We start from the raw sequence: 25,717 nt of genomic DNA on the forward strand, positions 1-25,717 counted from the left end.
CTCGCGAATGCGGCGTGTCAGTCAACGCAAATATTGACTGATCCACCGCATTCGCGAGCAAGCCCGCTCCCACATGGGTTGTGTGGTGTTCTTTAATCAGGCGACCTGTTTGGCCTGTTCACGCTCGGCGACCAGCTGGCGGGTCAGTGGGATCAGTTGCTTGCCGTAGTCGATCGCATCATTGAGCGGGTCGAACCCGCGTATCAGGAAGGTGGTGATGCCCAAGTCGTAGTAGTCCAGCAACGCCTCCGCGACTTGTTCGGCGGTGCCGACCAATGATGTGGAGTTGCCCTGCGCCCCGAGCAACCCGGCAATCCCGGTCCACAGGCGCTTGTCCAACCGCGAGCCCTGCGCTGCCGCTGCCAGCAAGCGGCGCGAGCCTTCGTTGGGTGGTTCGCGGCGCACAAAACCCTGCTTTTCGGCCAGTGCCGTCGCCTGTTGCAAGATGGTCTCGGCACGCGCCCAGGCCAATTCCTCGGTTTGCGCAAGGATCGGCCGCAACGACAAGCTGAAGCGAATCGTGCGCCCATGCTTGGCCGCCTCTGCACGCACCTGGGTCACCACTTCGCGCACCTGCTCGTAGGTTTCACCCCACAGCGCATACACGTCGGCATGCTTGCCGGCCACCGCAATCGCGGCCGCTGAAGAACCGCCGAAGTACAGCGGGATATGCGGCTGCTGCGGCGATTTCACCGTCGAGTGCGCGCCTACGACCTGGTAGTAGGTGCCGCTGAAGTCGAAGGGTTGCTCGCTGGTCCATTCCTGGCGCACCACGCTCAGGTATTCGTCGGTACGTGCGTAGCGCTCGTCCTTGCCGATATGGCTGCCATCGGCGCGCAGTTCACGGTCATCGCCGCCGGTGATGATATGCACGGCCGTGCGCCCGCCGTTGAACACGTCCAGGGTCGCGAACTGGCGTGCGGCCAAGGTCGGCTGGGCAAAACCTGGGCGATGGGCGATCAGGAACTGCAGTTTTTGGGTCACGCTGGCGGCATGCGCGGCGATCAGCGTGCTGTCCGGGCTGTTGGAATGAAACGCCACTAGCGCGCGGTCGAAACCTGCTTCTTCGTGGGCGCGGGCCACGGTTTCGACGTAGTCCGGTTGCAGGGTAGGGCCGCTACGCGGGTGAATCTCGGAAGCGTGATGGCCGCCGATATAACCGATAAATTCGATGCTCATGGTCTGTCCTTGTCGATTGCGCGATTAACACCTCCTCCGGGCGTGGGGTCGGTCACTCGGGTCAAAAGTAAGGGCAGTGGCGGGGTCTGTAAAATGCCTGTTGGTTCTAACCTAATTATTAAAAATTTGAATTATTGTTTGCTAAGGTTATTAGCATAATGCATTCATCTAAAACGGCTACACGCTCAACCGAATCTCGGCACACAAGCCGCCCTCGACCCGATTACTCAAGGTCAGCGAGCCGCCGATCGCCACCGCCAGTTGCTGGGCAATCGCCAACCCCAGCCCGGTACCGCCGGTGCCGCGATTGCGTGAGCTTTCCACGCGGTAGAACGGCTGCATGACCTGCGCCAGTTCGTCTTCGGCAATCCCCGGGCCTGGGTCCAACACCTTGATCGACAGTTCGCCCTTGGCTGTCGAACTGACTTCCAGCTCGGCGCTGCCGGCGAATTTAAGGGCGTTGTCCACCAGGTTCACCAACACGCGGCGCAGCGCGTGGGGGCGGGTGTCGAGGATCATCGCGCTTTTGCCGTGCAGGCTGACGTGCTTTTGCATGTCCTGATAGTCAAACACCAGGCTGTCGAGAAAGGCGTCCAGGTCAATGCGGTGGCTGGCTTCGGTGGCGCCGTGAACGCTGCGCGCATACGCCACGCCCTCACGTACCAGGTGCTCCATTTCGCTGAGGTCGTTCCACAGTTTGTCGCGGTCGGCACTGTCATCCATAAACTCGGCGCGCAGTTTCATGCGGGTGATCGGCGTTTGCAGGTCATGGGAAATCGCGGCGAGGATCTGCATGCGTTCCTTGAGGTATTCGGCAATGCGCTGTTGCATGGCATTGAACGCCGCGGCGGCATGCGCGACTTCACTCGGGCCGCTTTCGTCCAGGGGCGTGGGGTGGGCGTTCGGGTCGAGGGTTTCGACTGCACGCGCCAGGCGCGTCAGCGGGCGCACGGCCAGACGCACTGCGACCCAGGTGCAGCCAAGCAGCAGCGCCAGTTGCAGCACCAGCACCACCGGCAACCAATAGGCCACGGGCAGGGCGGCGGGGCGTACATCGAGGGTGATCGGGTTGCCATCGGCCAGGGTCAGGTGTACCTGGAAGTGTTTCTGGATGCCGGGGATTTCGCGGAAGGTCAGGGCGTAATGCTCGCCCAGCGCGTCCGCAATCGAGGTGGCCGCCATGGGCACGTCGTTGCTGCTCATCGGTTCACCGGCCTCGCCTGCGTTGAGCAAGTACCGATAATTCTGCCGGTCGAGACGCGCCAGCCAATCGGCGCGCTCGTTGGCGGGCAGGCGGTCGAGGATGGCCACCGAGGTGGACACATCGTTTTCCAGGTTGCCGAGCATCACCGTGCGCGCACTGATATAGCGCTCGTAGAATTGCGCACTGAACGACAACCCATGGGCACACACCAGGCTGATCAGAAAAATCAGCGACAGCTGGGACGCCAGTGTGCGCGGCCAACCGAACCGCCATGGCTTCATTGCTCGGCCCCGAGGATTTGCACCGCCAGTGAAAACACATAACCCTCACTGCGCACGGTCTTGATATAGGCCGGTTCGCGGGCATCATCCAGCAGGCGTTGGCGCAAGCGGCTCACCAGCAGGTCGATGGAGCGATCGTACAGGTCGGCGTCACGCCCCTGGGTCAGGTTCAGCAATTGGTCGCGGTTGAGCACGCGCTGCGGGTGGTCGAGAAACACCCGCAACAGGCGGTATTCGGCGCCGCTGAGGGCCACCAGGGTGTCGTCCTCGTCGAGCAGGTGGCGGGCGGTGGTGTCCAGGCGCCAGCGACCAAAGCGAATCAGCCGCCCGGTTTCACTCACCACAAGGTTTGGCGGCAGCATGCGGGTGCGCCGCAGTACGGCAGTGATGCGTGCAAGCAATTCACGCGCGGCGAACGGCTTGACCAGGTAATCATCGGCGCCCATTTCCAGGCCGATGATGCGGTCGGTTTCGTCGTTACGCGCCGTGAGCATCAGCACCGGCGTGGTTTTGTGCTTGCCCACCCGCAGTTCGCGGCACAGCTGCAAGCCGTCATCGCCGGGCATCATGATATCCAGCACGATCAGGTCCACGGGCGTGGTGTCGAGGAAGCTGCGCATCTGGCGGCCATCGGCAACCACGGTGGTGCGCATGCCGTTTTTCTTCAGGTAATTGCCCACCAGTTCGCGGATTTCCCGGTCGTCATCGACGATCAGGATGTGATCGACATGATCCATGCTGCCTTCCTCGTTAAATGCTCTTGGGCCGCAGTCTAGCCATCGCCGCAGGCTTTGCCTTGTGCCCTTTGTATTGCAGTGTATCTGGCGCTAACGAGATACACAGCGAAGCAAAAATCAGTGGCGCACGGCCTTGAGCAACAGCGCCTCGAACACCCGCTGGGCACGCGGTTCGTCCGTGTGGGCGACATTAAAGCGCATCGAATTAAGGTGTGCCGGGTCGTAGCCGAACAGCGCGCCCGGCGCCAACACCAGGCTGCGTTTCAGCGCGTCCTGGGCCAGCAGTTCACCGTTTACGCCCTTGGGCAGGCGCGCCCAGATAAACATCCCGCCTTCATAAGCCATCGGCAACTCGCAGCCGCAGCGCTTGAGCCATTGCTCGACGCGCCCGCCAGACTCCATCAACCGCTGCACCATACGCTTGCGGTGCTTGGCGTAGCTGCCTTCGCTGAGCATGCGGTAGACGATCTGTTCGAACAGCTCCGAGGTCACGCCGCCGCTCATCAGCTTCATATTGGTGAGGTTGGCGGCCAATTGCGGCGCGGCCACCACGTAGCTGACGCGGGTATTGGCGCTGAGGATCTTGGAAAACCCGGAAAGGTAGGTGACCTGATCCAGCCCGGCGAGGGCGGCCAGGCGCGGCGGCGGGTTGGGGTGCAGGTCGCCGTAGAGGTCGTCCTCGACGATATGGCAATGGTACTGCTGGGTCAGTTGTAGCAGGCGAAACGCCTGGCCGGGGCTGAAGGAATGGCCGGTGGGGTTATGCAGCACGCTGGTGGTCAGGTACAGGCTGGGGCGGTGCTCGGCCAGCAGTTGTTCGAGCGCGGCAAAATCAAAGCCGTCGGGGCGCCGCTCGATGGTCACCACTTTGACCCCGTGCAGGGCCAGGTTGGCGTGGAAGTTGAAGTAGCACGGCGCGTCCAGCAGCACCGTGTCGCCAGGGCGGGCGAGCAGGCGCATAAGCATGTCCAGGCCCTGCACGGTGTTGGGCGTGGTGATGATCTGTTCCACCGGCACCGACAGGCCTTCGCCGTGCAGCTTCTGTTGCAGGGCCTGGCGCAACGGCAGCAGCCCGGCCGGCGTGCCCAGGCCGGCGATGCGCAGTGACGGCGCGCGTACCACGCTGCGCATCGTTTGGCGGATGGCCTCGCCGTTCAACCAGTCCTCCGGCAAGTGCCCGCCACCGGGGCGCAGCTCGCCGCTGGCGGTGACCAGCGGTCGGCGCAGCACGCTGAGCAGGTCCTGGGGCAGCAGGTCGACCCAGGTTGCGGCGGCCGGGCGTGCGGTTTCCATCGCCACAAAATAACCGCGGCCTTGGCTGGAGGTCAGCAGATGGCGCCCGCGCAGGCGGTCCAGCGCTTCGTTGAGGGTGAATTTGCTGACCCCCAGGGTCTGGGTCAGTTCGCGCACCGACGGCAACTTGCTGCCGGGTGCCCATTCACCGCCTTCAATGGCCTGGCTGAAGGCGTCGACGATCTGCTGCACCTTAGGCGTGCCGTCCACAAACGCGATGGCGGATACAAACATAAACCTTCCTTGTCTTTGCCGGTGCTTTTACCGGTGAAGTTAGGCCGGATTAGGCATCACTTTACCTGCCTTGTGCAATGACGCTGCCCTAGACTGCGCGCCATCTCGCCGGAAGCTGGCGACGTTTCTTACACGCGAGCAATGGATTTCGCATTCTCATGAAGACTTATATGTGCGCACCCTGCGGTTTTATGTACGTAGAAGAATTGGGTATTCCGGAGGACGGAATCCCGGCAGGCACCCCTTGGGAAGAGGTGCCGGAAGACTGGACATGCCCTGACTGCGGCGTGACCAAGGCCGACTTTATGGCCATTGAACTCTAATCTCCATCAACGAAAGGAATCGCTCCATGGAAAGCAAACTGATCAACCCCACCGTGCCGTTCTGCACCGGCGTGGCGCACCAGAAATACCTCGGCGCCGAAAAAGGCCTGCAAACCGCTATCGAAGGCGACTGCACCCACTGGTACATCGACGGCAGCCTGTTCGGCGAGATGGTCGACGACTGGACCGATGCGCGCATTGAAGCCCTGCAGGCGCAAATCGCCGCCACCGGCGTAAAGCCGATCTTCCACGGCAACTTCAAGGCGCCGCTGGGCAGTGATGTCGAGGCGTTCCGCATGGCGGCGGTGGACTACGTGAAAAAAGAGATTGATATCGCCAGCCGCCTCGGCGCGCCGTTGATCATTCACGGCGGCTGCATCGTCGAGCCGAAAATGGTGCTGATGGCCAAGAAGGTTGCGCTGGAGCACTACCTCAAGTCAGTGCAGGAACTGGCGAGGTACGCCGAGGCCAAGGGCACGGATATCTACCTGGAGAACCTGTCCAACTACGTCAACTACCGGCCGTTCCACTACATCTTCACCCACGAAGCTGAATACGCCTTTGTGTTCGAGCGCCTGCAGGCCCATGGCAACGTGTACTTCTTCCTGGATGCGGGCCACGCCAACATCGAGAACGGCCTGCCGGCCGAAGTGGTGCGCAAGTATCACCACTTGATCAAAGGCATCTCCTTCAGCAACAACAATGGCGTGCAGGATCAGCACTTCGGCATTCATGACGGCAACTGTGATTACGCCGATGTGGTGCAGGCCATCGTTGAAACCAACTGGAAGGGCCTGGTGGCGTTCGAAACCCGCAACCAGACCGCCAAGGCTGCCCTGGCCGACCTGGCGCTGATGTACCGCGAATCCCTGACCACTGAAATTGCCGTCGCCTGACAGGCCCAGGGGCGCGTGCTTTAAGCGCGCCCCGTTGTCGTTTTTATCAATCCAAGGTTCCGGCCCCATGACAAGTGCGTTAACGCTGTCTTCGTTTCTCTACTTCCTGCTGTTTTGCGCCACCATGACCTTCAGCCCCGGCCCCATGACCCTGTTGCTGTTGAGCCTGGGGTTGAAGGACGGCTTGCGCAGTTCGATCCCGGCGCAGATCGGCGCCAGTGTGTCCTACCTGATTTCCATCCTGATCTTTGCCGTAGGCTTTTCGGAATTGATCAAGGGCAACCTCGCCATTACCCAGACCATCCAGTTTGTCGGCGTGGCCTATATTCTGTACCTGGCCTACAAGCAGTGGACCAGCAGCGGTGTGTCGATCAACCAGGGCGGCGCCGTGGAAGGCTCGCGCAGCCTGTTCGGCAAGGGTCTGCTCACCGGGTTTTCCAACCCCAAGACCATCATCATGTTCAGCGCCGTGTTCCCGCAGTTTGCCGGTGCAGGCGAACACAGCTCGGCGGCGGATATCGCCATTCTCGGGCTGACGTTTCTGACCCTGCAGTTTGCCAGCGGCTGCCTGTACTGTTATTTCGGCCAGCGCATCAAGCACGTGCTGGAAAACCCCAAGCGCCGTGTGCTGTTGCAACGGATCACGGCGGTGCTGCTATTGGGCGTTGCATTGATGCTGGCGCGCGGGTTTTCGCACTGAAGTATTAGCTGGTAAGCAGTAGTGGCGCTTTGACGTTGCCCTGATAGACTCCAGGCACTCATCCAGGATTGCACCCCACCATGCCAGCCGTCGGAGGAAATGGACTTCCGCTCGCTTCGCGCCTGTTCAAATCGCGGCTCTTGGGGCTGACGCTGGGTTTTGTCTGCGTGGTATTTGGCATGTACCCCTTGCACCCGTCGCTGTGGGTGTGGGCCTGGATGCTGATTAACGCCTTTGCCTGGCCGCACCTGGCCTACCAGTGGTCGCGCCGCGCGAGCAACTCACTGCGCAGCGAACGGCGTAATTTACTCTTCGATTCGTTCTGCGGCGGCTTCTGGGTCGGTGCCATGCACTTCAACCCGTTGCCCAGCGTGACCACGCTGTCGATGATGACCATGAACAACGTCGCCATCGGCGGGCCGCGCTTTATGCTCGCCGGCTGGGTGGCGCAAGGGCTGGGCATCGGCGCCGCGCTGTTGGTGTTCGCGCCGGCGTTTATCGCGGTGACCAGCGCGGCGCAGCTGTACGCGTGCCTGCCGATCCTGATGCTCTATCCCCTGGCGCTGGGCTGGATCTGCTACCGCCAGGCCGTGACCCTGGCCCGCCATAAACGCGAGTTGCTGGCTTTGAGCCGCACCGATAGCCTGTCCGGCCTGCTCAATCACGGTGCCTGGAAGGACCATCTGGAAATCGAGTTCCAGCGTTGCCGCCGTGAACAGGTGGGCGCGGCCATTGCGCTGATCGACATCGACCATTTCAAGACCATCAACGACACTTACGGGCATGTCACCGGCGACATCGTGCTGCGCCAACTCAGCAAGGTGTTGCGCCAGAACCTGCGCGCGTCCGACCTGGCCGGGCGTTATGGCGGCGACGAGTTCTGCGTGATTTTGCCGGGCATGCCGCTCAATCGAGCCACCGAAGTGATGGACGCTTTGCGTGACCGCTTCAGTGCATTGGCCTATGCGCAAGACCCGACCCTGCGTGCCAGCTTGAGCATTGGCCTGGCGCCGTACCAGCCGGCGCACGCCGATTCCACCAGTTGGCTCAACGACGCCGACCAGGCGCTGTATGAAGCCAAAAGCAGTGGCCGCAACCGCGTCAGCTCGGTGCAAGGCAGTTGGTTGCGCTCGGTTTAGTGGGGTAGGGTAGCGCTGCACCTCCCCACAACAACAAGGATCGGTCCATGCTTTTCACCTTCTCCCGTACCCTTCTGGCCGCCACCCTGGCCCTGACCTTCGCCGTGCCGGCCTACAGCGCCGAACCCCACAAGCAAATCCAGGCGGATGCCGAACAGTACAAGGCCGAGGCCCTGAAACTGCTCGAGCGCCTGGTGAATATCGACTCGGGCTCCGGCTACGAGCCGGGCCTGACCCAAGTGCGCGATATCGCCGTGGATGAACTCAAACAGCTCGGTTTCAGCATTGAACTGGTGCCGGACAAAGCGGCCAACAACAGCCATGTGATCGCCACCCTCAAGGGCACCGGCAAAGCCAAGATCCTGCTGATGGCGCACATGGACACCGTATTCAAGGAAGGCTCGGCCGCCGAGCGCCCGTTTCATATCAAGGATGGCCGCGCCTACGGCCCCGGCGTGATGGATGACAAGGGCGGCATCGTCGCCGGCATCTACGCGCTCAAAGTCCTGAAAAACCAGGGTTTCAAGGACTACGCGCAAATCACCTTCCTGCTCGACGCCAGCGAAGAAACCGGCTCTGACGCCGCCTCCGAGCTGATCCGCAAAACCGCCAAGGCCAACGACGTAACCTTGAACCTGGAACCCGGCCGCCCAGCCGACGGCCTGGTGGTATGGCGCAAAGGCAGCGCCACTGCGGTGGTCGAAGTCAAAGGCAAAGCCGCCCACGCCGGCGTTGCCCCCGAACTGGGCCGCAACGCCGCCATGGAAGCTGCGCACCAGATCCTGCAGTTGGGCAAACTCGGCGATGAAGAGAAGAAAACCACCATCAACTTCACCGTGATCAAGGCCGGCGACCGCACCAACGTCATCCCCGACCAAGCCACCGCCAAAGCCGACGTGCGCGCGGCACTGCCGGAAGAATTTGATCGGATCGAAAAAGACCTGGCGCGGGTGTCTGCCAACAAGCTGATCCCGGACACCGAAGTGAAGACCAGCCTGCTGCGCGGCCTGCCGCCGATGCCACAGACGCCGGAGTCGGACAAATTGGTCGCGATTGCCCAAAGCATCTACGGCGAACTGGGCCGCAAACTGACTATTGAAGGCAGCGGCGGGGCCGCAGATGCGAGCTTGTCGGCCGGGGTCGGGACGCCAACGTTGGATGGGTTTGGGATTGTCGGCGGGAATATCCATACGCCGGAGGAATATGCCGAGGTGGAGAGTGTGGCGCCACGGGTTTATTTGTTGAGTCGGATGATTATGGAGTTGTCGAAGCGGTGAGAGGTTCGCAGGGCTCACTCAATAGGTGGGCCTTCCTGTTCGCAAACTTATTATTTGGGTGAGCAGGCTTGTTGTTGTGAGCAGGCTTGTTGTGGCGAGCAGGCTTGCCCTGCGTTGGGCTGCGCAGCAGCCCCAAAACAGACGACACTGGTTTACGCGGGTATCTCGTTTTTTGCTCCTATTGGGGCTGCTTCGCAGCCCAACGCAGGGCAAGCCTGCTCGCCACAGTGGTGGGGGTGTTTCAGTGGTGTAGGTGGTGTTTTCACCATGTTGATGGGTCTTCAAGGCTGGCTTTTTGGAGGTCGTCTTTCCACCACGCATTCGTCATCCTGTAGATGTCCTCGAAGAAACCTCTTGGATCCTCCATATCGCTCCATCCCCAAGGTAGAGAACAGTAAAAACCAGGAGCCTGGCTCAAAGCTTGCGAAAAATCATAAGTTTCGTCTTCAAGTGCATCGCCTAAAGTGTCGACCAGGAGTTTTCGATGCCGATAATTCAAGTCTGTACTTTTGTCTATAATGTACTTTTTGATGAGTTTTTCTCTGTCGCGTTTATGATTGATGTTGTAGGTTGAAAATATTTCACCTAGCGTTTCTTCACGATCATAGATATCGAAGGGTGAAAGGAAGTGTCGAAATTTTGGCTGGTAGGGCTTGTTTAGAAAAGGGTGTTTTAGCATTGGTCGTCACTCACGGGAAATAGGGTATAGAGTTTTTTGGTTTCACGGTCGAATTTTGCAACGATGGTATTCATGTCATCATCATATACTGGGTTGGTCAGATCCTCTGGGTTAGGAATGTAGCCTTCTCCACAGCCTTGCAGTTCTATGCGGACGATGGGGTTTCCGTAGTAATCCTCTTCAGTGAAAGGCTCCAGTTTGCGGGCTGTTCTTGTGGTGACCTCATTCAGCGCTGCAAGTTGCATTTTGTGGCTTTTGAATTTAGTACTTAGTTGCATAGGTTGGTTTTGCCTTTGGGTTGGGTTTAGTGGGTGCCGTCTTGTATCGGTTTAGCTGAGAGCGCTTCGCTCATGTAGCTTTTTAGGCGTTCGAGCAGCACCATCATGAAGGCTCTTTTGTCAAATATTTCATCTTCGAAGTAGGTATCGAATAAGTAAAAAACAGATTCGAAATTTTCGTCGGTAGAGAGGAAGTGCTCAAGGGTATCGATAAACCATTGTTGCTCGTCTTCTCTGTAGGAGAAAAATTCTGATTTGGTCAATGCATCGAAAAGCTCTGCAAGCTCTTTTGGGTTGTTGATGTTTTTGGAAACTATAATTTCTTCTCTGTCTAGATCTTTAGTGTTTTCTATACAATAAGTGAACAATAGGCCTCGAAGGATTTCCAAGTCTGGTTTTTTGTTCATTTGTCAAACTCCGTATAAGCAGTGATGGGTTTTCCATCTGTGTTTAGATGTACGATTGCTTTGGTTTGTTTTCCATATTCCAGTCCCTCTCTTTTATATCCTTCTCCGATTGTTTTGCCCATGTTCATTGCTTTAGGCGCTCGGGACCGGCCGTTAAGTTTGAAGATTAAAATCGCTCGATCAATAGCGTTCAATTGATCTCTATGGCTCAGGAAGCGTGTGGCGGCGCTTGGAGGCCGAGGTTGTCCTGCGTTCCTCCCTCTATCGAACGTTTCAATTTCCCCAGTGGTAGGGTTTCTAGCTGTAATCACTCGCTCAAGTTGAGATTCGAGTAACGTTTGAGCACCGTGTTTTTCCAAGAAGTGCGCCCCTGGGATTGACCTTTCCAGCTCTGATAAGCGCCGGTGAGCGTTGGCCTCTCCAAGCTCATTAATGCGTGCTTGTCGCTGTGCGCGTGCCAGTTGCGGTAAAGCGGGTTCGCCGTGCTCAACCCCTGCTATCGGATTTTGAGCAGAATTGTTTGGCTTGCATCCATCCGTTCCGGGACAGGTATTCAAGCCTAGCGGATCCACCCATCCAGTAGGATTAGGCACATACCGGTAAGCATTAATCCCACCCGCCAGCTTCACCGGGTCCGGCGTCAGGTAACGACCAATATCTGGATTGTAGTAGCGATGGCGGTTGTAGTGCAGCCCGCTTTCGGCATCAAAATATTGGCCTTGGAAGCGCAAAGGGTTGTCGACTTTTCTGACGTCCAGGCGGGCGATTTCACCGTAGGCGCGGTAGTGTGCGGACCAGACGATTTCGCCTTCGGGGTTTGTCAGTTCCTGTGGCGTGCCTAGGTGGTCGAGTTGGTAGTGGAAGGGCTTTGTTTCTTGTGGGCCAAAACCTTCCAGCAGTGCCAACGGGCGAAAACTGTCTGGCTCGTAGATATAGCTGCGGTGCCGATCGGCATGGTGTTCAGCTACCAGCTTGTCTCCCTGCCAGAAAAACTCCGTGGTTTTTCCATCCACCGTCTTGCTGATCCGCCGACCAAACGGGTCATAGCGATAGCTGGCTGTTTGCCCGTTCGGTTGTGTGATCCCAATCAACCGATGCTGGCAGTCGTAGCGGTATTCCGTAACGAGCTGATGACCCTTGCCACGCCGTTGGCGGATCAAATTGCCGAAGGCGTCGTAGTCGTAATGATGATCGCCCTGGATCATCAACCGATTCCCCGCCACGATGTCCGGGCCGGGGCGGTCTTGCATGAGCAGGTTGCCGGCCGGGTCGTGGCCGAAGCGTTCTTTTACGTCTTGCGAATGATCGGCGCGGGTCAGGCGGGCGAGGGGGTCGTAGTGGTAGTGGTGTTCGCCTTTGCGGGTGTCGAGCAGGCGGGTGAGGGTGCCGCTTTTGTCGTAGTCGTATTGGCGTTGGTAAAGGGTGTGTTGCTGTTGGCTGACGGCGTGGGCGTGCAGGCGGTTTTGGTCGTCGTAGTGGTAGTGGCTGAGGAGCTGGCCTTGTTGGCGTTGGTGTTCGCGGCCGGTTTTGAACAGGTGCGAGGTGAGGGTTTCACCGTTCAGTTCGACGGTGGAAAGGTGGCCGCCTTTGTCGTGGTTGAACACCAGCCGGTTATTGTCGGGTAGGCGTAGATGGTGCAATTGCCCGCAGGCGTCGTAGCCGTAGCGCAGGGTGCCCCAGCCCTGGTGTTCGGCGGTGAGGCGGTTTTGTGGGTCGTACTCGTAGGCCAGCGCCCAATGGCCGTCGTCGACGCTGAGGAGATTGCCTTGGCGGTCGTAGGCATAGTCGACAATATTGCCGTCCGGCAGGGTTTTTCTTACGAGGCGCCCGGCGTGGTCTCGCGCGTAGTGGGTTACGAGCTGACTGCCGTCGTCGCCGTGTTCGGTTTTTTCCGTCAGGTTGCCGTTGAGGTCATACACGTAAGCCGTGCGCTGGCCGTCAAAGCCGATTTCCTGCTGGATCAGGCCGTTGGGATGGTAATCGAGCCGGTAGGTTTCGCCTGCCTCGTTTTCGATCGAGGTCAGCAGCAGGCGCGCATTGTCGTAGCGGTATTTAACCTGGCTGCCATTGGCGTTGATACGGCGGCTGATCAGGTGCAGGCCGTCGGCGTATTCGTAGCGAGTGACGTGGCCGAGTTCGTCGTGTTCGGCGGTGATTTTTCCGTAGGCGTTGTAGCTGTATTCGCGCGTTGCGCCGCCTGGCTGGGTTAGTTTTCGCAGGCGCCCGGCAGCGTCCCATTGGTACTGCGTGAGCTTGCCGAGTTCATCTTCACGGGTGATCTGACGACCTAGATCGTCATAGCGATAACGCTTGCTACCCCCATTGGGCAGCAGCTCTTCAAGCAACTGCCCCCGCTCATTCCATACCAGCCGATGGCAACTGTTATCGGGAAACCAAACCCCCGTCAGCTGCCCATATTTGTTGTAGCTGTAGTCCGTAATATTGCCGTCAGGATCGGTCTTGCGAATGACGTCGCCCTGATCGTTACGCTCATACTTCCAAACAGCCTCACCACGGCGTACCACGCGCACGAAACCGTTGTCATGCTCGTAGGACGTCGGCTCATCGTCCCCCGGAAACAGCGCCACCAAGCGTCCGGCTTCGTCGTACTGATACCCCGTCACCGCCCCAAGCGGGTCCTGCTCGACCGTCAGCCGGCCCTTGTCGTCATAGGATTTGAAGTGTTCAGCACCGTCAGGATCAATCCGTTGCACCAGTCGCGCACGGTCATCGTGGACATACACTTCCCGGCTGCCATCAGCGTTATGCACCGTGACACGGCCGTCATCGCCCCAGGCATACCGCGTATCCATCTGCGAAAAGCTGGCCCAATGCCGAACACACCGCGAAGCCTTACCAGCCCCATCCCACTCCCAAAAGAAGCTCGCGCCACCGGCCAGCTGCCGCTCAAGAATGACGTGCTGCTCGTCGTACCGATAAACCTCGCTTTCACCTACAGCATTGGTCGCAGAAACCAGTCGGCCAAGTTCGTCATAGGCGTAGGAAACAACTTTCTGCTCGGTGACCCATTCAAACGGCTCATGCCCCTTGGCCCGATGAACCTGATAGTCCACCGCCACAATGCGGCCCAGCTCATAACGCAAAAACAGCGAGCGCCCCACACCGTTATCCAGCCGCTCAACCCGCCCCAAACGATCGTGAAAAACCCGCAGCCGATTGTCATACGCATCGCTGATGGCGCTCAGCACACCGTCTTGAAAGTGGTAGAAACGCGACCCCTGAGCCAGCACCAGTTCATCGGGCAAGTCGCCCAAATAGATCGCCGCTTCAGCCAAGCTATTGGTAATCGCCGGTCGAGCAGCGGTAGGCACAGGAAACTCAGTACGGCGGTTCTCATGATCCGTCCACACCACCGAATCACCCGAAACCACCAACCGCTGCGCCAGCGAATGGCTCCAGCCAAACCCCAACCCGCCATCCACTTCCACCGCACTGGTGCGATACAACCGTGTCCACTCAAACGGCAAAATCCCGTCCAGCGTGCCATCAGTGAGGGTCAGCAATTCCTCGCCGGTGACCATCGAAACGGGGCAACCATTGGTAACGGTTTTGTCCGCCGCAGCTGCCGCATCGCCATTGGGGTTCTTGCCCGAAGCCGGCACATCATCCACAGGTTCCTGGCGCACCAACGCGGTCTGTTGCGTCTTGCCGCGCACCGCCGGCACCGGGTTGGCAACCAATTGATCCCCAGCCTTCAGCGGCGCTACCGGCACGGTCTTGATCGGTGTCGGGGCACTGCCCAGCAACACCGGCTTGGCGGCTTCGACATGCTCATCCAGGCGAGATTTACCAAATTGCCCGGCCAGTTGCTCCAACCACCGGCGCGCACGCTGGGACTTGATGCCGCCCAGCACTTGGGCGCTCATGCGTATCGCAATCCCCATGCCGCCCGTGGCCAGGGCCAGCAACAGGTTGATCAAGACGTCGGCGCTGATCTCGCCCAGCAACTCGTTCATGTACGCAGGCGGCAACAACCGCATCCAACTGACCATGGCCGACAGGTAGATAAACAACAGCGGCTCGTCGCTAAGCACCAGCAAACCTTTCGCAAGCATCTCGGCGCTGACGTTCAACAGCTGTTCAAACTCGGCCTGGGACAGATAACTCAACAGCTTTTCAGCGTTGTCCAGCGGGTGCGCAAGCCACTCAAACAGCTGCTTGAGGCTGTCCCACAGTGAGTACAGCGCCTCGCCAAACCCCTTGGCATAAGCCTGGTCCAGCACAAGATAGCGTTTGAGGAAATTGGCCTCGGAGTAGTCCTGCCACAACGCTGCAAACGTGCCGCTCCACTCGCTGCGCAGCCAGCCTTCCAGCGGCGCGATCACCGACTGATACGAGGCATACAGCGCTTTGAAGTGTTCGCTGGAAACGTTGGGGTAAAAATTGACACGGTATTGCTGGTCGCGATCACACTCGGTGATTTCGAGAATGCCGCTGGGGCCGATAGTCTTGTGGATCGGCTCGCCCAATGGGCCACCGTTGGGATCGACGCGTTGCAGCACCACCGGCGTATTGCCGATGGGCACAAAACGCGCGCTTTGAAACATGTGCACCAGGGTCAACGTGCCGTTGGCCTGGCAGGTGGCGACAGTAGTGCTGGGAATGATCGATCGGTCGATCGGCGCGACCAGCGCCACTTCATTGCCGACCTTGAACACCTGCTCGACATCCAGCGCCGAAAAGCTCAAGAAGCTCTGCGCCCAGGTGTCGTATGAATTCAGGCAACGTCGGAAATCGCCAAGCACGGACTCGACGTCGCGCGTTTTCGAATCCATGGCCGCCAGCACCAACAGGCCAATAGTCTGGCCGGTGGCGGCGATCAAAAGACAACCTTGTAAGTCGGAAAAACCATCTGCAATCCCTCGCACTGTGTGATCAGGCGAAGGACTTTGCAGAGATTTTCAGGACAACTCTGTAGAGCTTATCCGGTGGTTACGTGGGAAGTTTCAACGGCCTTCGTGCGCTCCCGCCCAAGCACCAGGCTGCACAGCGCCGGCAGGAACAACAGCGTCAACACGGTGCCCACCAGCACCCCGCCAATCAGCACGTAGGCCAGGGACGACCAGAACACCGACAGCGTCAACGGAATAAACGCCAGCGCCGCTGCCAATGCGGTCAGGATCACCGGTCGCGCCCGGCGCACGGTGGCTTCGATAATCGCCTCGCGCACCGCCATGCCGTGGTCCTGGTTCTGGCGGATCTGGTCGGTAAAGATCAGCGTGTTGCGCATCAGAATGCCGCCGATACCGATCAGGCCCAGAATTGCGTTAAAGCCGAACGGCTGGTTGAACAGCAGCAAGGTCGGCACCGCGCCAATCAAGCCCAGCGGCGCCGTGGCAAAGACCATGAACATCACGCCGAACGAGCGCACCTGGAACATGATCACCGTGAGGGTCAGCAAAATCATGATCGGGAACAGTGCCGCCAGCGCCACGTTGGCCTTGGCGCTTTCTTCCACCGGGCCGCCGATCTCGATCTGGTAACCGGCGGGCAGCTTGGCGATCAAGGGTTGCAGGTCTTTGTACACGGCCATTTCCACGTCGGGCGGTTGCACGCCGTCGATGATGTCGGCGCGCACTTCCACGGTGCTTGCACGGTTGCGACGTTTGAGGATCGGCTCTTCCATCACCGCCTGGAAGTGCCCGACCTGGGCCAGCGGCACCGAGGTGCCGGCGCTGTTGGTGAGGGTCATGTTGTTAAGGTTGCCGAGGTTTTCGCGCTGGTTGCCCTGGGCGCGCGCGACCACCGAGACGGTGCGGTTGCCTTCGCGCACTTCGGTGATCGGGTTGCCGCTGAGCAAGGCGTTGAGCTGGGATTTGACCTCGTTGGGCGTGAAGCCCAACAGGCGCAGGCGGTCCTGGTCCAGCACCAGCCGATAGCCGCTGGTGCGCTCGCCCCAGTCGAGGAAAGCGTCCTTGGTCAGCGTGTTGGCCGCCACGACGCGGCGCACGTCTTCGGACACGCCGCGCAGCACATCCACATTCGGCCCGGACACGCGAAACACCACTGGGAACGGCACCGGCGGGCCAAACAGCAATTGCGTGACGCGCACCCGCGCGGCCGGGAATTCACCGGCGGCAATGCGTTCACGCATACGCACTTTCAGCGCGTCACGGGCATGGGAGTCCGGGGTTTGCACAATCAGTTTGGCAAATGCCGGGTCGGGCAGTTCGGGGTTCAGCGACAGGAAAAAGCGTGGCGCACCGCCGCCCACATAGGTGTCGACCAGGCTGGTTTGCGGCTCTTGCAGCAAGGCTTTTTCCAGCTGCGCCGCCACCGCTTCGGTGCTTTTGAAGGCGCTGCCAGGCGGCATGTACACCTCAAGGATCAGCTCGGAACGGTCGGAGTTGGGGAAAAACTGCTTCTTCACCACGCCCATGCCCAGCACGCACAGCACAAAGGCACCAACCACCAGGCCGGTAACCAGCCAACGTTGGCGCACGCAGGCTTCGACCAGGCTGCGCAGTTTCTGGTAATAACGGCCGGCGTAAATCGCGTCATGCCCGCCCGGCACCGGTTTGATCTGCGGCAGCAACTTCACGCCCAGGTACGGCGTAAACACCACGGCCACCAGCCAGGATGAAATCAGCGCAAAGCCGACGATCCAAAAGATATTCCCGGCATATTCGCCGGCGCCTGAGCGCGCAAAACCCACCGGCAGAAAGCCGATGATGGTCACCAAGGTGCCGGTGAGCATCGGCGCCGCAGTGGAGCTCCAGGCAAACGTGGCGGCGTGAATCCGGTCAAACCCTTCTTCGAGTTTTACCACCATCATCTCGATGGCGATGATCGCGTCGTCCACCAGCAAACCCAGGGAAATAATCAATGCGCCCAAGGTAATGCGGTCAAATTCACGCCCGGTGAGCAACATGATCACAAACACTACGGATAAGGTCAGCGGCACTGCGGCGGCCACTACCAGCCCGACGCGAAAGCCCAGGGCCAACAGGCTGATGACCATCACCACGGCCAAGGCGACGAAGAATTTGAGCATGAATTCATTCACCGCCAGGCTGATGTTTTTCGCCTGGTCGGAGACCTTGGCGAAGTTCACCCCCAGCGGCAGGTCCGCCTGGATTCTGGCTTCCTGGGCCTTGAGGCTTTTGTCCAGTTCCAGGCCGTTCCAGTGTTTCTCCATGATCACGCCAAGCATCAGCGCCGGGTCGCCCTGATGGCGGATGCGGTAGCTGGGCGGATCTTCATAACCACGGCTCACGCTGGCCACATCGGCAATGCGCAACACGCGGCCGTTGACTTCCAGCGGTACGTTTTCGATCAGCGCCAGGCTGTCGAAGGCGCCGTCGATGCGAATATAGGCACGCGCGCCTGCGGTTTCGACAAAGCCCGACGGCGCCACGGCGTTCTGTGCGGCGAGGGCGGCGAAGATCTGGTCTGGCTTGATGCCCAGCGTGGCCAGGCGCTCATAGGAGAACTCGACGAAGATTCGCTGCGCCTGCTCGCCGAGGATATTGACTTTCTTCACGCCTGGCAGGTTAAGCAGGCCCTGGCGCAAGCCTTCGGCCATCTGCACTTGCTGGCGATGTGGCAGATGCTCGGCTTCCAGCGCATACAGGGCGAAATACACATCGGAATATTCATCATTGAAGAACGGCCCGATCACGCCTTTGGGCAGTTTCGCCGCTTCGTCGCTGAGCTTTTTGCGGGTCTGGTAGAACAGGTCCTGGATTTCGCTGGGGCGCGTGGACTCCTTGTAGGTCATGCGCATCGACACAAAACCGGGCTGGGCGATGGTCTCGACGCGGTCGTAGTAGTCCAGTTCCTGCAGGCGTTTTTCCAGGCGGTCGGCGACCTGTTCCTGCATCTCCTGGGCGGTGGCGCCGGGCCAGGCGGCGGTGATGGTCATGACTTTGACGGTAAACGACGGGTCTTCGGCGCGCCCCAGCTTGCCGAACGAGAAGATCCCGGCGGCGAGGATCGCGATGATCAGAAACAGCGTGACGGCGCGGTGCTTTACCGCCAGTTCGGAGAGGTTGATGCCGCGCATGCTCAGTGGTCCTGTTTACGGTTGAGGGCCAGTACTTGGGCCGGCAGCAGGCGCACCGCGTCGCCGTTGTGCAGCAGGTGCGCGCCGAGGGCGACGACGATTTGGCCGGGGGTTACGCCGCTGTCGAGCAGGGCGTCTTCCTGGCCAAGACTGGCGACCGTCACCGGGGCGAAGCTGATCGTGTCGTCCGCGCCAATCACCCACACGCCGGTACCTTGCCCCGCATCCTGCAACGCGCCGATGGGCACGCGGGTTTGCTGGGCCTGGCCGTTGCCTTGCAGGCGCACGGTGATGGTCGAGCCAAGGGCGAAACGGTCGACGGCGCCATGCAGCACGTAGCGTGCGCGGTAGGTGCGGGTGGTAGGGTCGGCACTCGCCGACAGCTCGCGCAGGGTGGCCGTCACGGCTTGGTCCGGCGCACCGAACGGGAAGGCCAGGGCTTTTTGCGCGGCCTGGTCGCGCTGGTTTTCCGGCAGGTTGACGATGGCTTCGCGGGCGCCGTCATGGGCCAGGCGCGCCACGATCTGGCCTTCGGCGACCACCTGGCCGCGATCCACGCGCACATCGGTGATGATGCCGTCGCCATCGGCCTTGAGCACCGAGTAGGTGCGACGGTTTTCGATCTGGCTGGCATCCGATTGCGCCGACGCCAACTCGGCTTCGGCCACGCGCAGGTTGGTCGCCGACTGGTCGAAGATCTGCCGCGACACAGCGCCGGTACTGGCCAGGCGCTGGTAGCGGTTCTCGTCATCACGGCGCTGGCGCAATTGCGCCTGGGCGGCGTTGACGCGGTTTTTGGCCGAACGCAGGGCCAGTTCGAAGTCGCCGATGTCCAGCACCAATAAGGTGTCACCACGGGCGACGTGCTGGCCGGGGTCTACCTTGCGCTCAATGACTTTGCCGCTGACCCGAAAGCCCAAATCGCTTTCGGTGCGCGCCGCGACCACGCCGGTGTAGGCGCTTTGCTGGGTGCCGGCGGCTTCTACCTTGGCGGCCAGGACGGGACGCGGCAGCGGCACTTCGGCGGCGGTGTCGGCCTTGCTGTTGCAGCCGCCGAGGACGATCAATAAAGCCAGGGGCGCGAGAAGGCGCAGGGGAAGAGGGTGCATGAGGGGCTCCAGGGGTGGCCAATGGATAAAAAATTATGGACATAATTTTTTGCTCATATTATGGTCGAAATATAAATTAATCCAGCCCCCGGATATCCCCAATGTCGAACGCCCCGGCCCCCTCGCGAAGCCTGTTGTTTTTACTGGTGGCGCTCACCGCACTCGGTGAAGTCTCGACCCAATTGCTCATCCCCGGCCTGGGCGCCATCGAGCAGGCGCTGGCCGCGCCAGTCGGTTCGGCGTTGATGGCGTTGTCGGCATTTGTCGCCGCCTTTGGCCTTGGGCAGTTGCTGTTCGGGCCGCTGTCGGACCGCATCGGTCGCCGCCCCGTGCTGCTGGGCGGGTTGGGGCTGTATGTGCTGGCAACCCTTTCGATGCTGTTGGTCAGCGATATTCAGCAATTTATCGCTGCCCGCGTGCTGCAAGGCCTGGGCGCCTGCGCCGCGTTGGTGTTGGCGCGCACGGTGGTGCGTGATGTGTGGAAGGCCGAAGCCGGGCCGGCGCTGGCGTTGACCATGATCGGCATGCTTTACGCCATTGTCGTGGCGCCGATGATCGGTGGCCTGCTGATCAAGCTGCTGGGCTGGCAGGCGCCGATCGTGCTGGCGCTGGTGATCGGCAGCGTGGTGCTGATGTTGGCGCTGCTGTTCTTTCGCGAGAGCAATCACTTTCTGGACCCCAAGGCCGGGCATTGGCGCACCCTCGGCGGGCAATACCTGGATCTGCTCAAGGGCCGCCAGTATCGAGCGTACGCGGTGGCCTTGGCTTGCACCTATGGCGCGATGTTCGCGGTGATCGCGGGTTCATCGGCGGTGTTTATCAACTTGCTGGGGTTCAGCAGCCTTGAGTACGGGCTTAATTTTGGCCTGATCGTGTCGATGTTGATCGTGGGTTCTACCTACACTCGGCGCAATATCCTGCGCATGGGGCCGCAGCGGATTGTGTCGATGGGCGTGACGCTGGTCGCCGTCGGTGGGATTTTGGCGGTGGTGATTTACGAGCTGTTCGGCCTGTCGGCGCTGGGCCTGGACATTCCGGTGGCATTGGTCACCCTGGGTGGCGGCCTGGTGTTGCCGGGCTCGGTGACGGGCGGGGTGATGCCCAACGCGCATCGTGCGGGGCTGGCGGCGGGGTTGATGGGCTTTTCGCAGATGTTTGGCGCGACGTGCAGTGGGCTGTTGTTGAGCCATCTGCGCGATGGCAGTGCCACGCCGATGATCATGATCCAGGCGAGCTTTGCGGTTTCGGCGTTTGTGGCGTTCCAGCTGCTGCGCCAGCGCCAGGCGGTGCTGGCAGCGGCGTAGGTGATCGTTCCCACGCTCCGCGTGGGAATGCCGCCCCGGACGCTCCGCGTCCCGCTCTGGCAGTCGCGACGCAGAGCGTCACTGGATGCATTCCCGCGCAGAGCGTGGGAACGATCAGCGGTCAGGCCATGTCGCTCAGCGCGAATTCCTCGCCGAGAAAATCAATCAACGTGCGCACCGACGGCAATAGCCCACGGCGCGAAGGGAAAATCGCATGCACGATCCCGGTCCTCGGTGACCACCCGGGGATCAAGTTGACCAGGCGCCCGGCGGCAATATCCTCGCGCACCACCACACTTGGCAGGTGCGCAATCCCCACCCCGGCGCACACCGCGTGGCGCAACGCCAACAGGTCATCGGTGATCATCCGCGGGAAATGCCGGATCACCGCGCTGGCACCGTTCTCGCCAAACAATTCCCACTGATATTCGCGCTGCGCCGAACCCCAATACACGCTCGGCAAACCGTTCAAATCCGCCGGCAATGGCGGGCTGGACAGGCGCGCCACCAACGCCGGGCTGCCCACCAGGCACTGCGTGCTGTTGCCGAGTACCTTCATCACCAGATCGGTGTCTTCCAAGGGCGGAAAGCGAATGCGCAGGGCGATGTCGAAGCCTTCGTGAATCACGTCCACACGCCGGTTGGTGCTCTCCAGATGCAACTCCACCAGCGGGTATTTGAGCATATAGCGGGTCAGCATCGGCCCGACCCAGGAGTTGAGCAGAGCGGTGGGGCAGCTCAAACGCACAATGCCCTGGGGCTCGGAACGGTTGCGCTCGATCACTTCGGCTGCGGCTTCGGCCTCCACCCGCATGGCCAGGCAGCGCTGGTAATAGACCTGGCCGATTTCGGTGAGCGAGCAATGCCGGCTGGTGCGGTTGATCAGGCGTACACCCAGGCGCTCTTCAAGCTGGCTGATACGCCGGCTCAGCTTCGACTTGGGCATGTCCAGCGCGCGGCCCGCGGCGGCAAAACCACGGTGCTCGACCACTTGGGTGAAGTAATAGAGGGTGTTGAGGTCTTCCACTATCGTTCTCCAAATAGAACGCTAAGGGTTATTTTTGCCGTCTAGCGCGGTAAAGGTAGCGGATTTAAGCTGTGTTCATGCACTGCTTTCACGCCTTTGGAGAAACGCCATGAAAAACATCATCGGTATCTACACCAGCCCACGCAGCCATTGGGTAGGCGACGGCTTTCCGGTTCGCACGCTGTTTTCCTACGACACCATGGGCAAACACATCAGCCCGTTCCTGTTGCTGGACCACGCCGGGCCGGCCGATTTCACCCCGACTCAAGCCCGTCGTGGCGTCGGCCAGCACCCGCATCGCGGCTTTGAAACCGTGACCATCGTCTACAAGGGCGAAGTCGAGCACCGCGATTCCACCGGCGCTGGCGGCACCATCGGCCCAGGCGATGTGCAATGGATGACGGCGGCCAAAGGCATCCTGCATGAGGAGTTCCACTCCGAAGCGTTTGCCCAAAAAGGCGGTGCGCTGGAAATGGTGCAGTTGTGGGTCAACCTGCCGGCCAAGGACAAAATGACCGACGCCGGCTACCAGACCATCCTCGACGGCGATATCCCGGCGCTGCCCCTGGCCGATAACGCCGGCACCCTGCGCCTGATTGCCGGGGAGTTTGCCGGTAAACAAGGCCCGGCCCGCACCTTCACGCCGATCGACGTGTGGGATGTGCGCCTCAACGCCGGCAAGGCCGTGACCCTCGACCTGCACGCCGGGCGCAACACCGCGCTGGTGGTGCTCAAGGGCACGGTACAGGTCAATGGCCAGGAACTGGTGCGCGAAGGGCAGCTTGCATTGTTCGAACGCGACGGTGATCAACTCGCCCTGGAGTCCAACAACGACGCGATGTTCCTGCTGCTCAGCGGTGAACCCATCGACGAACCCATCGTCGGCCACGGCCCGTTCGTGATGAACACCGAGCAAGAGATCCACCAGGCTTTTGCCGACTTCCAGTCCGGCCAGTTCGGCCAGATGCATCACTGATTCATCCCGGACTATCGCAACCTGTTGACCAGCTATAACGCGCTGACTGGCGCCAAGTAAGCGCGAGACCCAAGGGTTGCCACATACCCCCTGTGTGAGCGGGCTCTGTGCGGGAGCAGGCAAGCCAGCTCCCACACAAAACCAGCTCCCACATTAAGCCCACACACATTTTGTACTGCGCTATACCCGCTATCTTCAATTCATGCGATCTTCTCGCCACACACCCTGGAGTCGCCTGGATGCCCTCATTTATCGCTGATCACCCGATGCTGTGCGCCGTGGCGCTGATCTTTATCGACATCGCCGTGTGGCGGCTTATTTCCGTCAACCTCGCCAACTGGAAACTGGCGGCGCGCCTGGCCATCTTTGCGGTGTTCAGCGCCGTATTGTTCAACGACGGCATGAACCCCATGCAGCTTGCGCCCTATGGCGACAACACCGCGCTGCACCTGGCCGCCACGGCCTTGCAGATCGGCTGGTGGCTGTTTGCCGCGCGGACCCTCACGGTGTTGCTCGGCACGGTGATGATGAATCGCGTCGGGCACGGCGGGCGCTTGTTGCAAGACCTGCTGGGCGCGGTGATTTTTTTGATCGCGATCATCGCCGCCATGGCCTATGTGCTCGACCTGCCGGTCAAGGGCGTGCTCGCCACCTCCGGCGCGGTGGCAATCATCGTCGGCCTGGCGTTGCAAAGCACCTTGAGCGACGTGTTTTCCGGGATCGTGCTCAACACCACCAAGCCGTATCAGGTGGATGACTGGATCTCCATTGACGGCACCGAAGGCCGCGTCACCGACATCGACTGGCGCGCCACGCGCCTGCAAACCTCCCAGGGCAGCATGGCGGTAATCCCTAATTCCCTGGCAGCCAAGGCCAAGATCATCAACTTCTCACGCCCGGCGGACATGTTTGGCCTGGCGGTCAGCCTGCAAGTCAGCCCGCATGCGCGCCCGCAAACCGTGATCGAAGCGCTGGAGCGCGCGATGCAAGGCTGCCGGCCACTACTGGCCAAACCCGCGCCCAGCGTGGCATTCAAGGCTTCAGCCAGTGGCGGCGTGGAATACGAGATCAGCGGGTTCGTGCCCGCCATGGGCCAAAAGCGTGAAGTGCGTAACCAGCTTTACGACCTGGCATTCCGTCACCTGCAAGCGGCGGGCGTGGGTGTGCTGTCGGCCACCGAAAGCAGCGCGCCACCGCTGATGTCGCCTGCACGGGCATTGCTGGAACGGTCTTCGATTTTCTCCACGCTGCGCCAGGAAGAAAAAGACACCTTCAGCCAAAACATGACCCTGCACACCTACCGCGCCGGCGAGATGATCCTGCCGGCGGGGGAGGTCAGCGACCATTTGTTTATCGTCGAATCCGGCGTGGTCTCGGTGATGTTGATCAAGGATGGCCACAAGTTCGAAGCCGGGCGCATGGGGCCGGGCGAGGTGATTGGCGAGTCGGGGATTTTGTCCGATCAAGCGGCACTGGCGGACTTCACCGCCAAGACCTACTGCACGCTGTACCGCATCGAGAATGAATACCTAAAACCCTGCCTGGACGCGCGCCACGACATCAGCGAAGCGATGAAGGCGCTGCTGGATTTCCGCGTGCACGCCGCACAGGCCCTGATCCAGGACGCACCGGTAGTGCCGGTCAAGAAAGGCTTTTTGCAATGGCTGCGCAATCGCGGGTTGTGAGGCCGTAGCGCCATATCTTCTGGATGTAACGCGATCTAAATGTGGGAGCGGGCTTGCTCGCGAATACGGTGGGTCAGTCACCTATGCATCGACTGACACTACGCTTTCGCGAGCAAGCCCGCTCCCACATTAAGGCCGAGTTGTTTCAGTTGGCGAGTGCGCACCAGGCTCGGCGTGCACTGCTGGTTGCTCAATGGCTCAAATACACCGGGCTGTCGGTGGACAGCGAGGCTTTTACCGCGTGGGTCATGTCGGTAATCAACGCTTCTTCGCGGTCTTCGCTCAGTGCCTTGAGGGTAATGGCCACCACTTCCTGCGGTGTGCTTTTCGGCGCCTGCACATCCGCCACCATGTCCGTGTCGATATAGGCCGGGTGTACGCCGATCACTAACGTGTTCTGCTCGCGCAATTCACCGCGCAGACCGTTGGTAAGGCCCCACTGCGCCGACTTGGAAGTGCTGTAGCCGCCGGCGCCGGGCGGGCTCAGCCAGCTCAGTACCGAAAGGATATTGATCAACGCGCCGCCACCTTGTTTGGCCAGGATCGGCGCAAAAGCGCGGCTCAGGCGCAAGGTGCCGAAGGTGTTCACCTCAAAATGCTGCTGCAGGTTCTCGATGCTGTCTTCGGCCAGCAACGAGCCGTACTTGAGCCAGCCCGCGTTGTTGATCAACACACTCACATCGCCACACTGCTCGGCGGCGCGCTGCACGCTGGCCGGGTCGGTAATGTCCAGGGCAATCGGCGTGCTGCCGGGGATATCCACACTGGCCGGGTCGCGTGCACCGGCATACACCTTGGCCGCACCGGCTGCCAGCAGCGCGGTGACAAACGCTTTGCCCAGGCCACGATTGGCACCGGTAACCAACACCACTTTTCCACGAATATCCATGATGAACTCCAGGCGACGAATTAGGTTTAATAATGAAACCGTTTTTATCTTGGGCTTATTGGTCCTATAATGCA

Annotated in this window: 20 protein-coding genes; 8 read left to right on the forward strand and 12 right to left on the reverse strand. The window is 60.4% G+C overall.

The genetic code is table 11. From position 1 onward, the window contains the following. Positions 1 to 96: 96 nt before the first annotated feature. The 4 genes from ACTD9P_RS06510 to ACTD9P_RS06525 form a co-directional block, all read right to left on the reverse strand. Complete coding sequence (locus ACTD9P_RS06510; RefSeq protein ID WP_438867074.1) at positions 97 to 1,179, reverse strand: LLM class flavin-dependent oxidoreductase; 1,083 nt, start codon at positions 1,177 to 1,179, stop codon at positions 97 to 99. Between the two features lie 177 nt (positions 1,180 to 1,356). Continuing rightward, positions 1,357 to 2,664 carry an ATP-binding protein gene (locus tag ACTD9P_RS06515; protein WP_438867075.1) on the reverse strand — a complete coding sequence of 436 codons (1,308 nt, stop codon included), beginning with the start codon at positions 2,662 to 2,664 and terminating at the stop codon, positions 1,357 to 1,359. Further along, positions 2,661 to 3,401 carry a response regulator gene (locus tag ACTD9P_RS06520; RefSeq protein WP_438867076.1) on the reverse strand — a complete coding sequence of 247 codons (741 nt, stop codon included), beginning with the start codon at positions 3,399 to 3,401 and terminating at the stop codon, positions 2,661 to 2,663. The genes ACTD9P_RS06515 and ACTD9P_RS06520 overlap by 4 nt, the downstream gene beginning before the upstream one ends. Positions 3,402 to 3,518: 117 nt before the next feature. Then, positions 3,519 to 4,928: an aminotransferase-like domain-containing protein gene (locus ACTD9P_RS06525; protein ID WP_438867077.1), complete on the reverse strand. Its 1,410-nt coding sequence runs from the start codon at positions 4,926 to 4,928 to the stop codon at positions 3,519 to 3,521. Between the two features lie 158 nt (positions 4,929 to 5,086). Here ACTD9P_RS06525 and ACTD9P_RS06530 point away from each other — a divergent pair, with 158 nt between their 5' ends. The 5 genes from ACTD9P_RS06530 to ACTD9P_RS06550 all read left to right on the forward strand — a co-directional run bounded on the left by ACTD9P_RS06530 (position 5,087) and on the right by ACTD9P_RS06550 (position 9,263). Beyond that, the gene (locus ACTD9P_RS06530) at positions 5,087 to 5,251 is read left to right on the forward strand and encodes a rubredoxin (protein ID WP_016968943.1); all 165 of its coding nucleotides are present in this window, start codon (positions 5,087 to 5,089) and stop codon (positions 5,249 to 5,251) included. A 26-nt stretch (positions 5,252 to 5,277) separates the two neighbouring features. Beyond that, a complete protein-coding gene (locus tag ACTD9P_RS06535; RefSeq protein ID WP_438867078.1) occupies positions 5,278 to 6,147 on the forward strand; it encodes a sugar phosphate isomerase/epimerase family protein in 870 nt (289 codons plus the stop codon). A gap of 67 nt (positions 6,148 to 6,214) precedes the next feature. After that, positions 6,215 to 6,847: a LysE family translocator gene (locus ACTD9P_RS06540; RefSeq protein ID WP_017137772.1), complete on the forward strand. Its 633-nt coding sequence runs from the start codon at positions 6,215 to 6,217 to the stop codon at positions 6,845 to 6,847. A gap of 80 nt (positions 6,848 to 6,927) precedes the next feature. Next, entirely contained in the window at positions 6,928 to 7,986 is a 1,059-nt protein-coding gene (locus ACTD9P_RS06545) for a diguanylate cyclase (protein WP_438867079.1), read from the forward strand. 47 nt (positions 7,987 to 8,033) lie between these two features. Next, complete coding sequence (locus ACTD9P_RS06550; protein ID WP_438867080.1) at positions 8,034 to 9,263, forward strand: M20/M25/M40 family metallo-hydrolase; 1,230 nt, start codon at positions 8,034 to 8,036, stop codon at positions 9,261 to 9,263. A 262-nt stretch (positions 9,264 to 9,525) separates the two neighbouring features. On the opposite strand, the gene ACTD9P_RS06555 is transcribed toward ACTD9P_RS06550, so the two are convergent. From ACTD9P_RS06555 to ACTD9P_RS06580, 6 genes are all read right to left on the reverse strand, one after another. Further along, entirely contained in the window at positions 9,526 to 9,942 is a 417-nt protein-coding gene (locus ACTD9P_RS06555) for a hypothetical protein (RefSeq protein WP_438867081.1), read from the reverse strand. After that, complete coding sequence (locus ACTD9P_RS06560; protein WP_438867082.1) at positions 9,936 to 10,220, reverse strand: hypothetical protein; 285 nt, start codon at positions 10,218 to 10,220, stop codon at positions 9,936 to 9,938. The genes ACTD9P_RS06555 and ACTD9P_RS06560 overlap by 7 nt, the downstream gene beginning before the upstream one ends. A 26-nt stretch (positions 10,221 to 10,246) precedes the next feature. Next, positions 10,247 to 10,627: a hypothetical protein gene (locus tag ACTD9P_RS06565; protein ID WP_069785845.1), complete on the reverse strand. Its 381-nt coding sequence runs from the start codon at positions 10,625 to 10,627 to the stop codon at positions 10,247 to 10,249. Further along, positions 10,624 to 15,423, reverse strand: coding sequence for an RHS repeat-associated core domain-containing protein (locus ACTD9P_RS06570; RefSeq protein WP_438867148.1), 4,800 nt, complete (start codon positions 15,421 to 15,423; stop codon positions 10,624 to 10,626). The genes ACTD9P_RS06565 and ACTD9P_RS06570 overlap by 4 nt, the downstream gene beginning before the upstream one ends. Positions 15,424 to 15,569: 146 nt before the next feature. Continuing rightward, the gene (locus tag ACTD9P_RS06575; RefSeq protein ID WP_438867083.1) at positions 15,570 to 18,653 is read right to left on the reverse strand and encodes an efflux RND transporter permease subunit; all 3,084 of its coding nucleotides are present in this window, start codon (positions 18,651 to 18,653) and stop codon (positions 15,570 to 15,572) included. Positions 18,654 to 18,655: 2 nt separating this feature from the next. Then, on the reverse strand, positions 18,656 to 19,762 hold the full coding sequence (locus ACTD9P_RS06580; RefSeq protein ID WP_438867084.1) for an efflux RND transporter periplasmic adaptor subunit: 1,107 nt from the start codon (positions 19,760 to 19,762) through the stop codon (positions 18,656 to 18,658). Positions 19,763 to 19,863: 101 nt separating this feature from the next. Here ACTD9P_RS06580 and ACTD9P_RS06585 point away from each other — a divergent pair, with 101 nt between their 5' ends. Beyond that, positions 19,864 to 21,066: a Bcr/CflA family efflux MFS transporter gene (locus ACTD9P_RS06585; RefSeq protein ID WP_438867085.1), complete on the forward strand. Its 1,203-nt coding sequence runs from the start codon at positions 19,864 to 19,866 to the stop codon at positions 21,064 to 21,066. Positions 21,067 to 21,187: 121 nt separating this feature from the next. On the opposite strand, the gene ACTD9P_RS06590 is transcribed toward ACTD9P_RS06585, so the two are convergent. After that, on the reverse strand, positions 21,188 to 22,093 hold the full coding sequence (locus ACTD9P_RS06590; RefSeq protein ID WP_438867086.1) for a LysR family transcriptional regulator: 906 nt from the start codon (positions 22,091 to 22,093) through the stop codon (positions 21,188 to 21,190). Between the two features lie 109 nt (positions 22,094 to 22,202). Between ACTD9P_RS06590 and ACTD9P_RS06595 the strand changes: the two genes are divergently transcribed. Together ACTD9P_RS06595 and ACTD9P_RS06600 are read left to right on the forward strand one after the other, a co-directional pair. Further along, entirely contained in the window at positions 22,203 to 23,069 is an 867-nt protein-coding gene (locus ACTD9P_RS06595; protein ID WP_438867087.1) for a pirin family protein, read from the forward strand. Positions 23,070 to 23,308: 239 nt separating this feature from the next. Continuing rightward, complete coding sequence (locus ACTD9P_RS06600) at positions 23,309 to 24,754, forward strand: mechanosensitive ion channel domain-containing protein (RefSeq protein ID WP_438867088.1); 1,446 nt, start codon at positions 23,309 to 23,311, stop codon at positions 24,752 to 24,754. Between the two features lie 190 nt (positions 24,755 to 24,944). Here ACTD9P_RS06600 and ACTD9P_RS06605 read toward each other — a convergent pair whose 3' ends face one another. Further along, on the reverse strand, positions 24,945 to 25,643 hold the full coding sequence (locus ACTD9P_RS06605; RefSeq protein ID WP_438867089.1) for an SDR family oxidoreductase: 699 nt from the start codon (positions 25,641 to 25,643) through the stop codon (positions 24,945 to 24,947). Between the last annotated feature and the right edge of the window lie 74 nt (positions 25,644 to 25,717).

Source organism: Pseudomonas onubensis (assembly GCF_965653655.1).
GTDB lineage: Bacteria > Pseudomonadota > Gammaproteobacteria > Pseudomonadales > Pseudomonadaceae > Aquipseudomonas.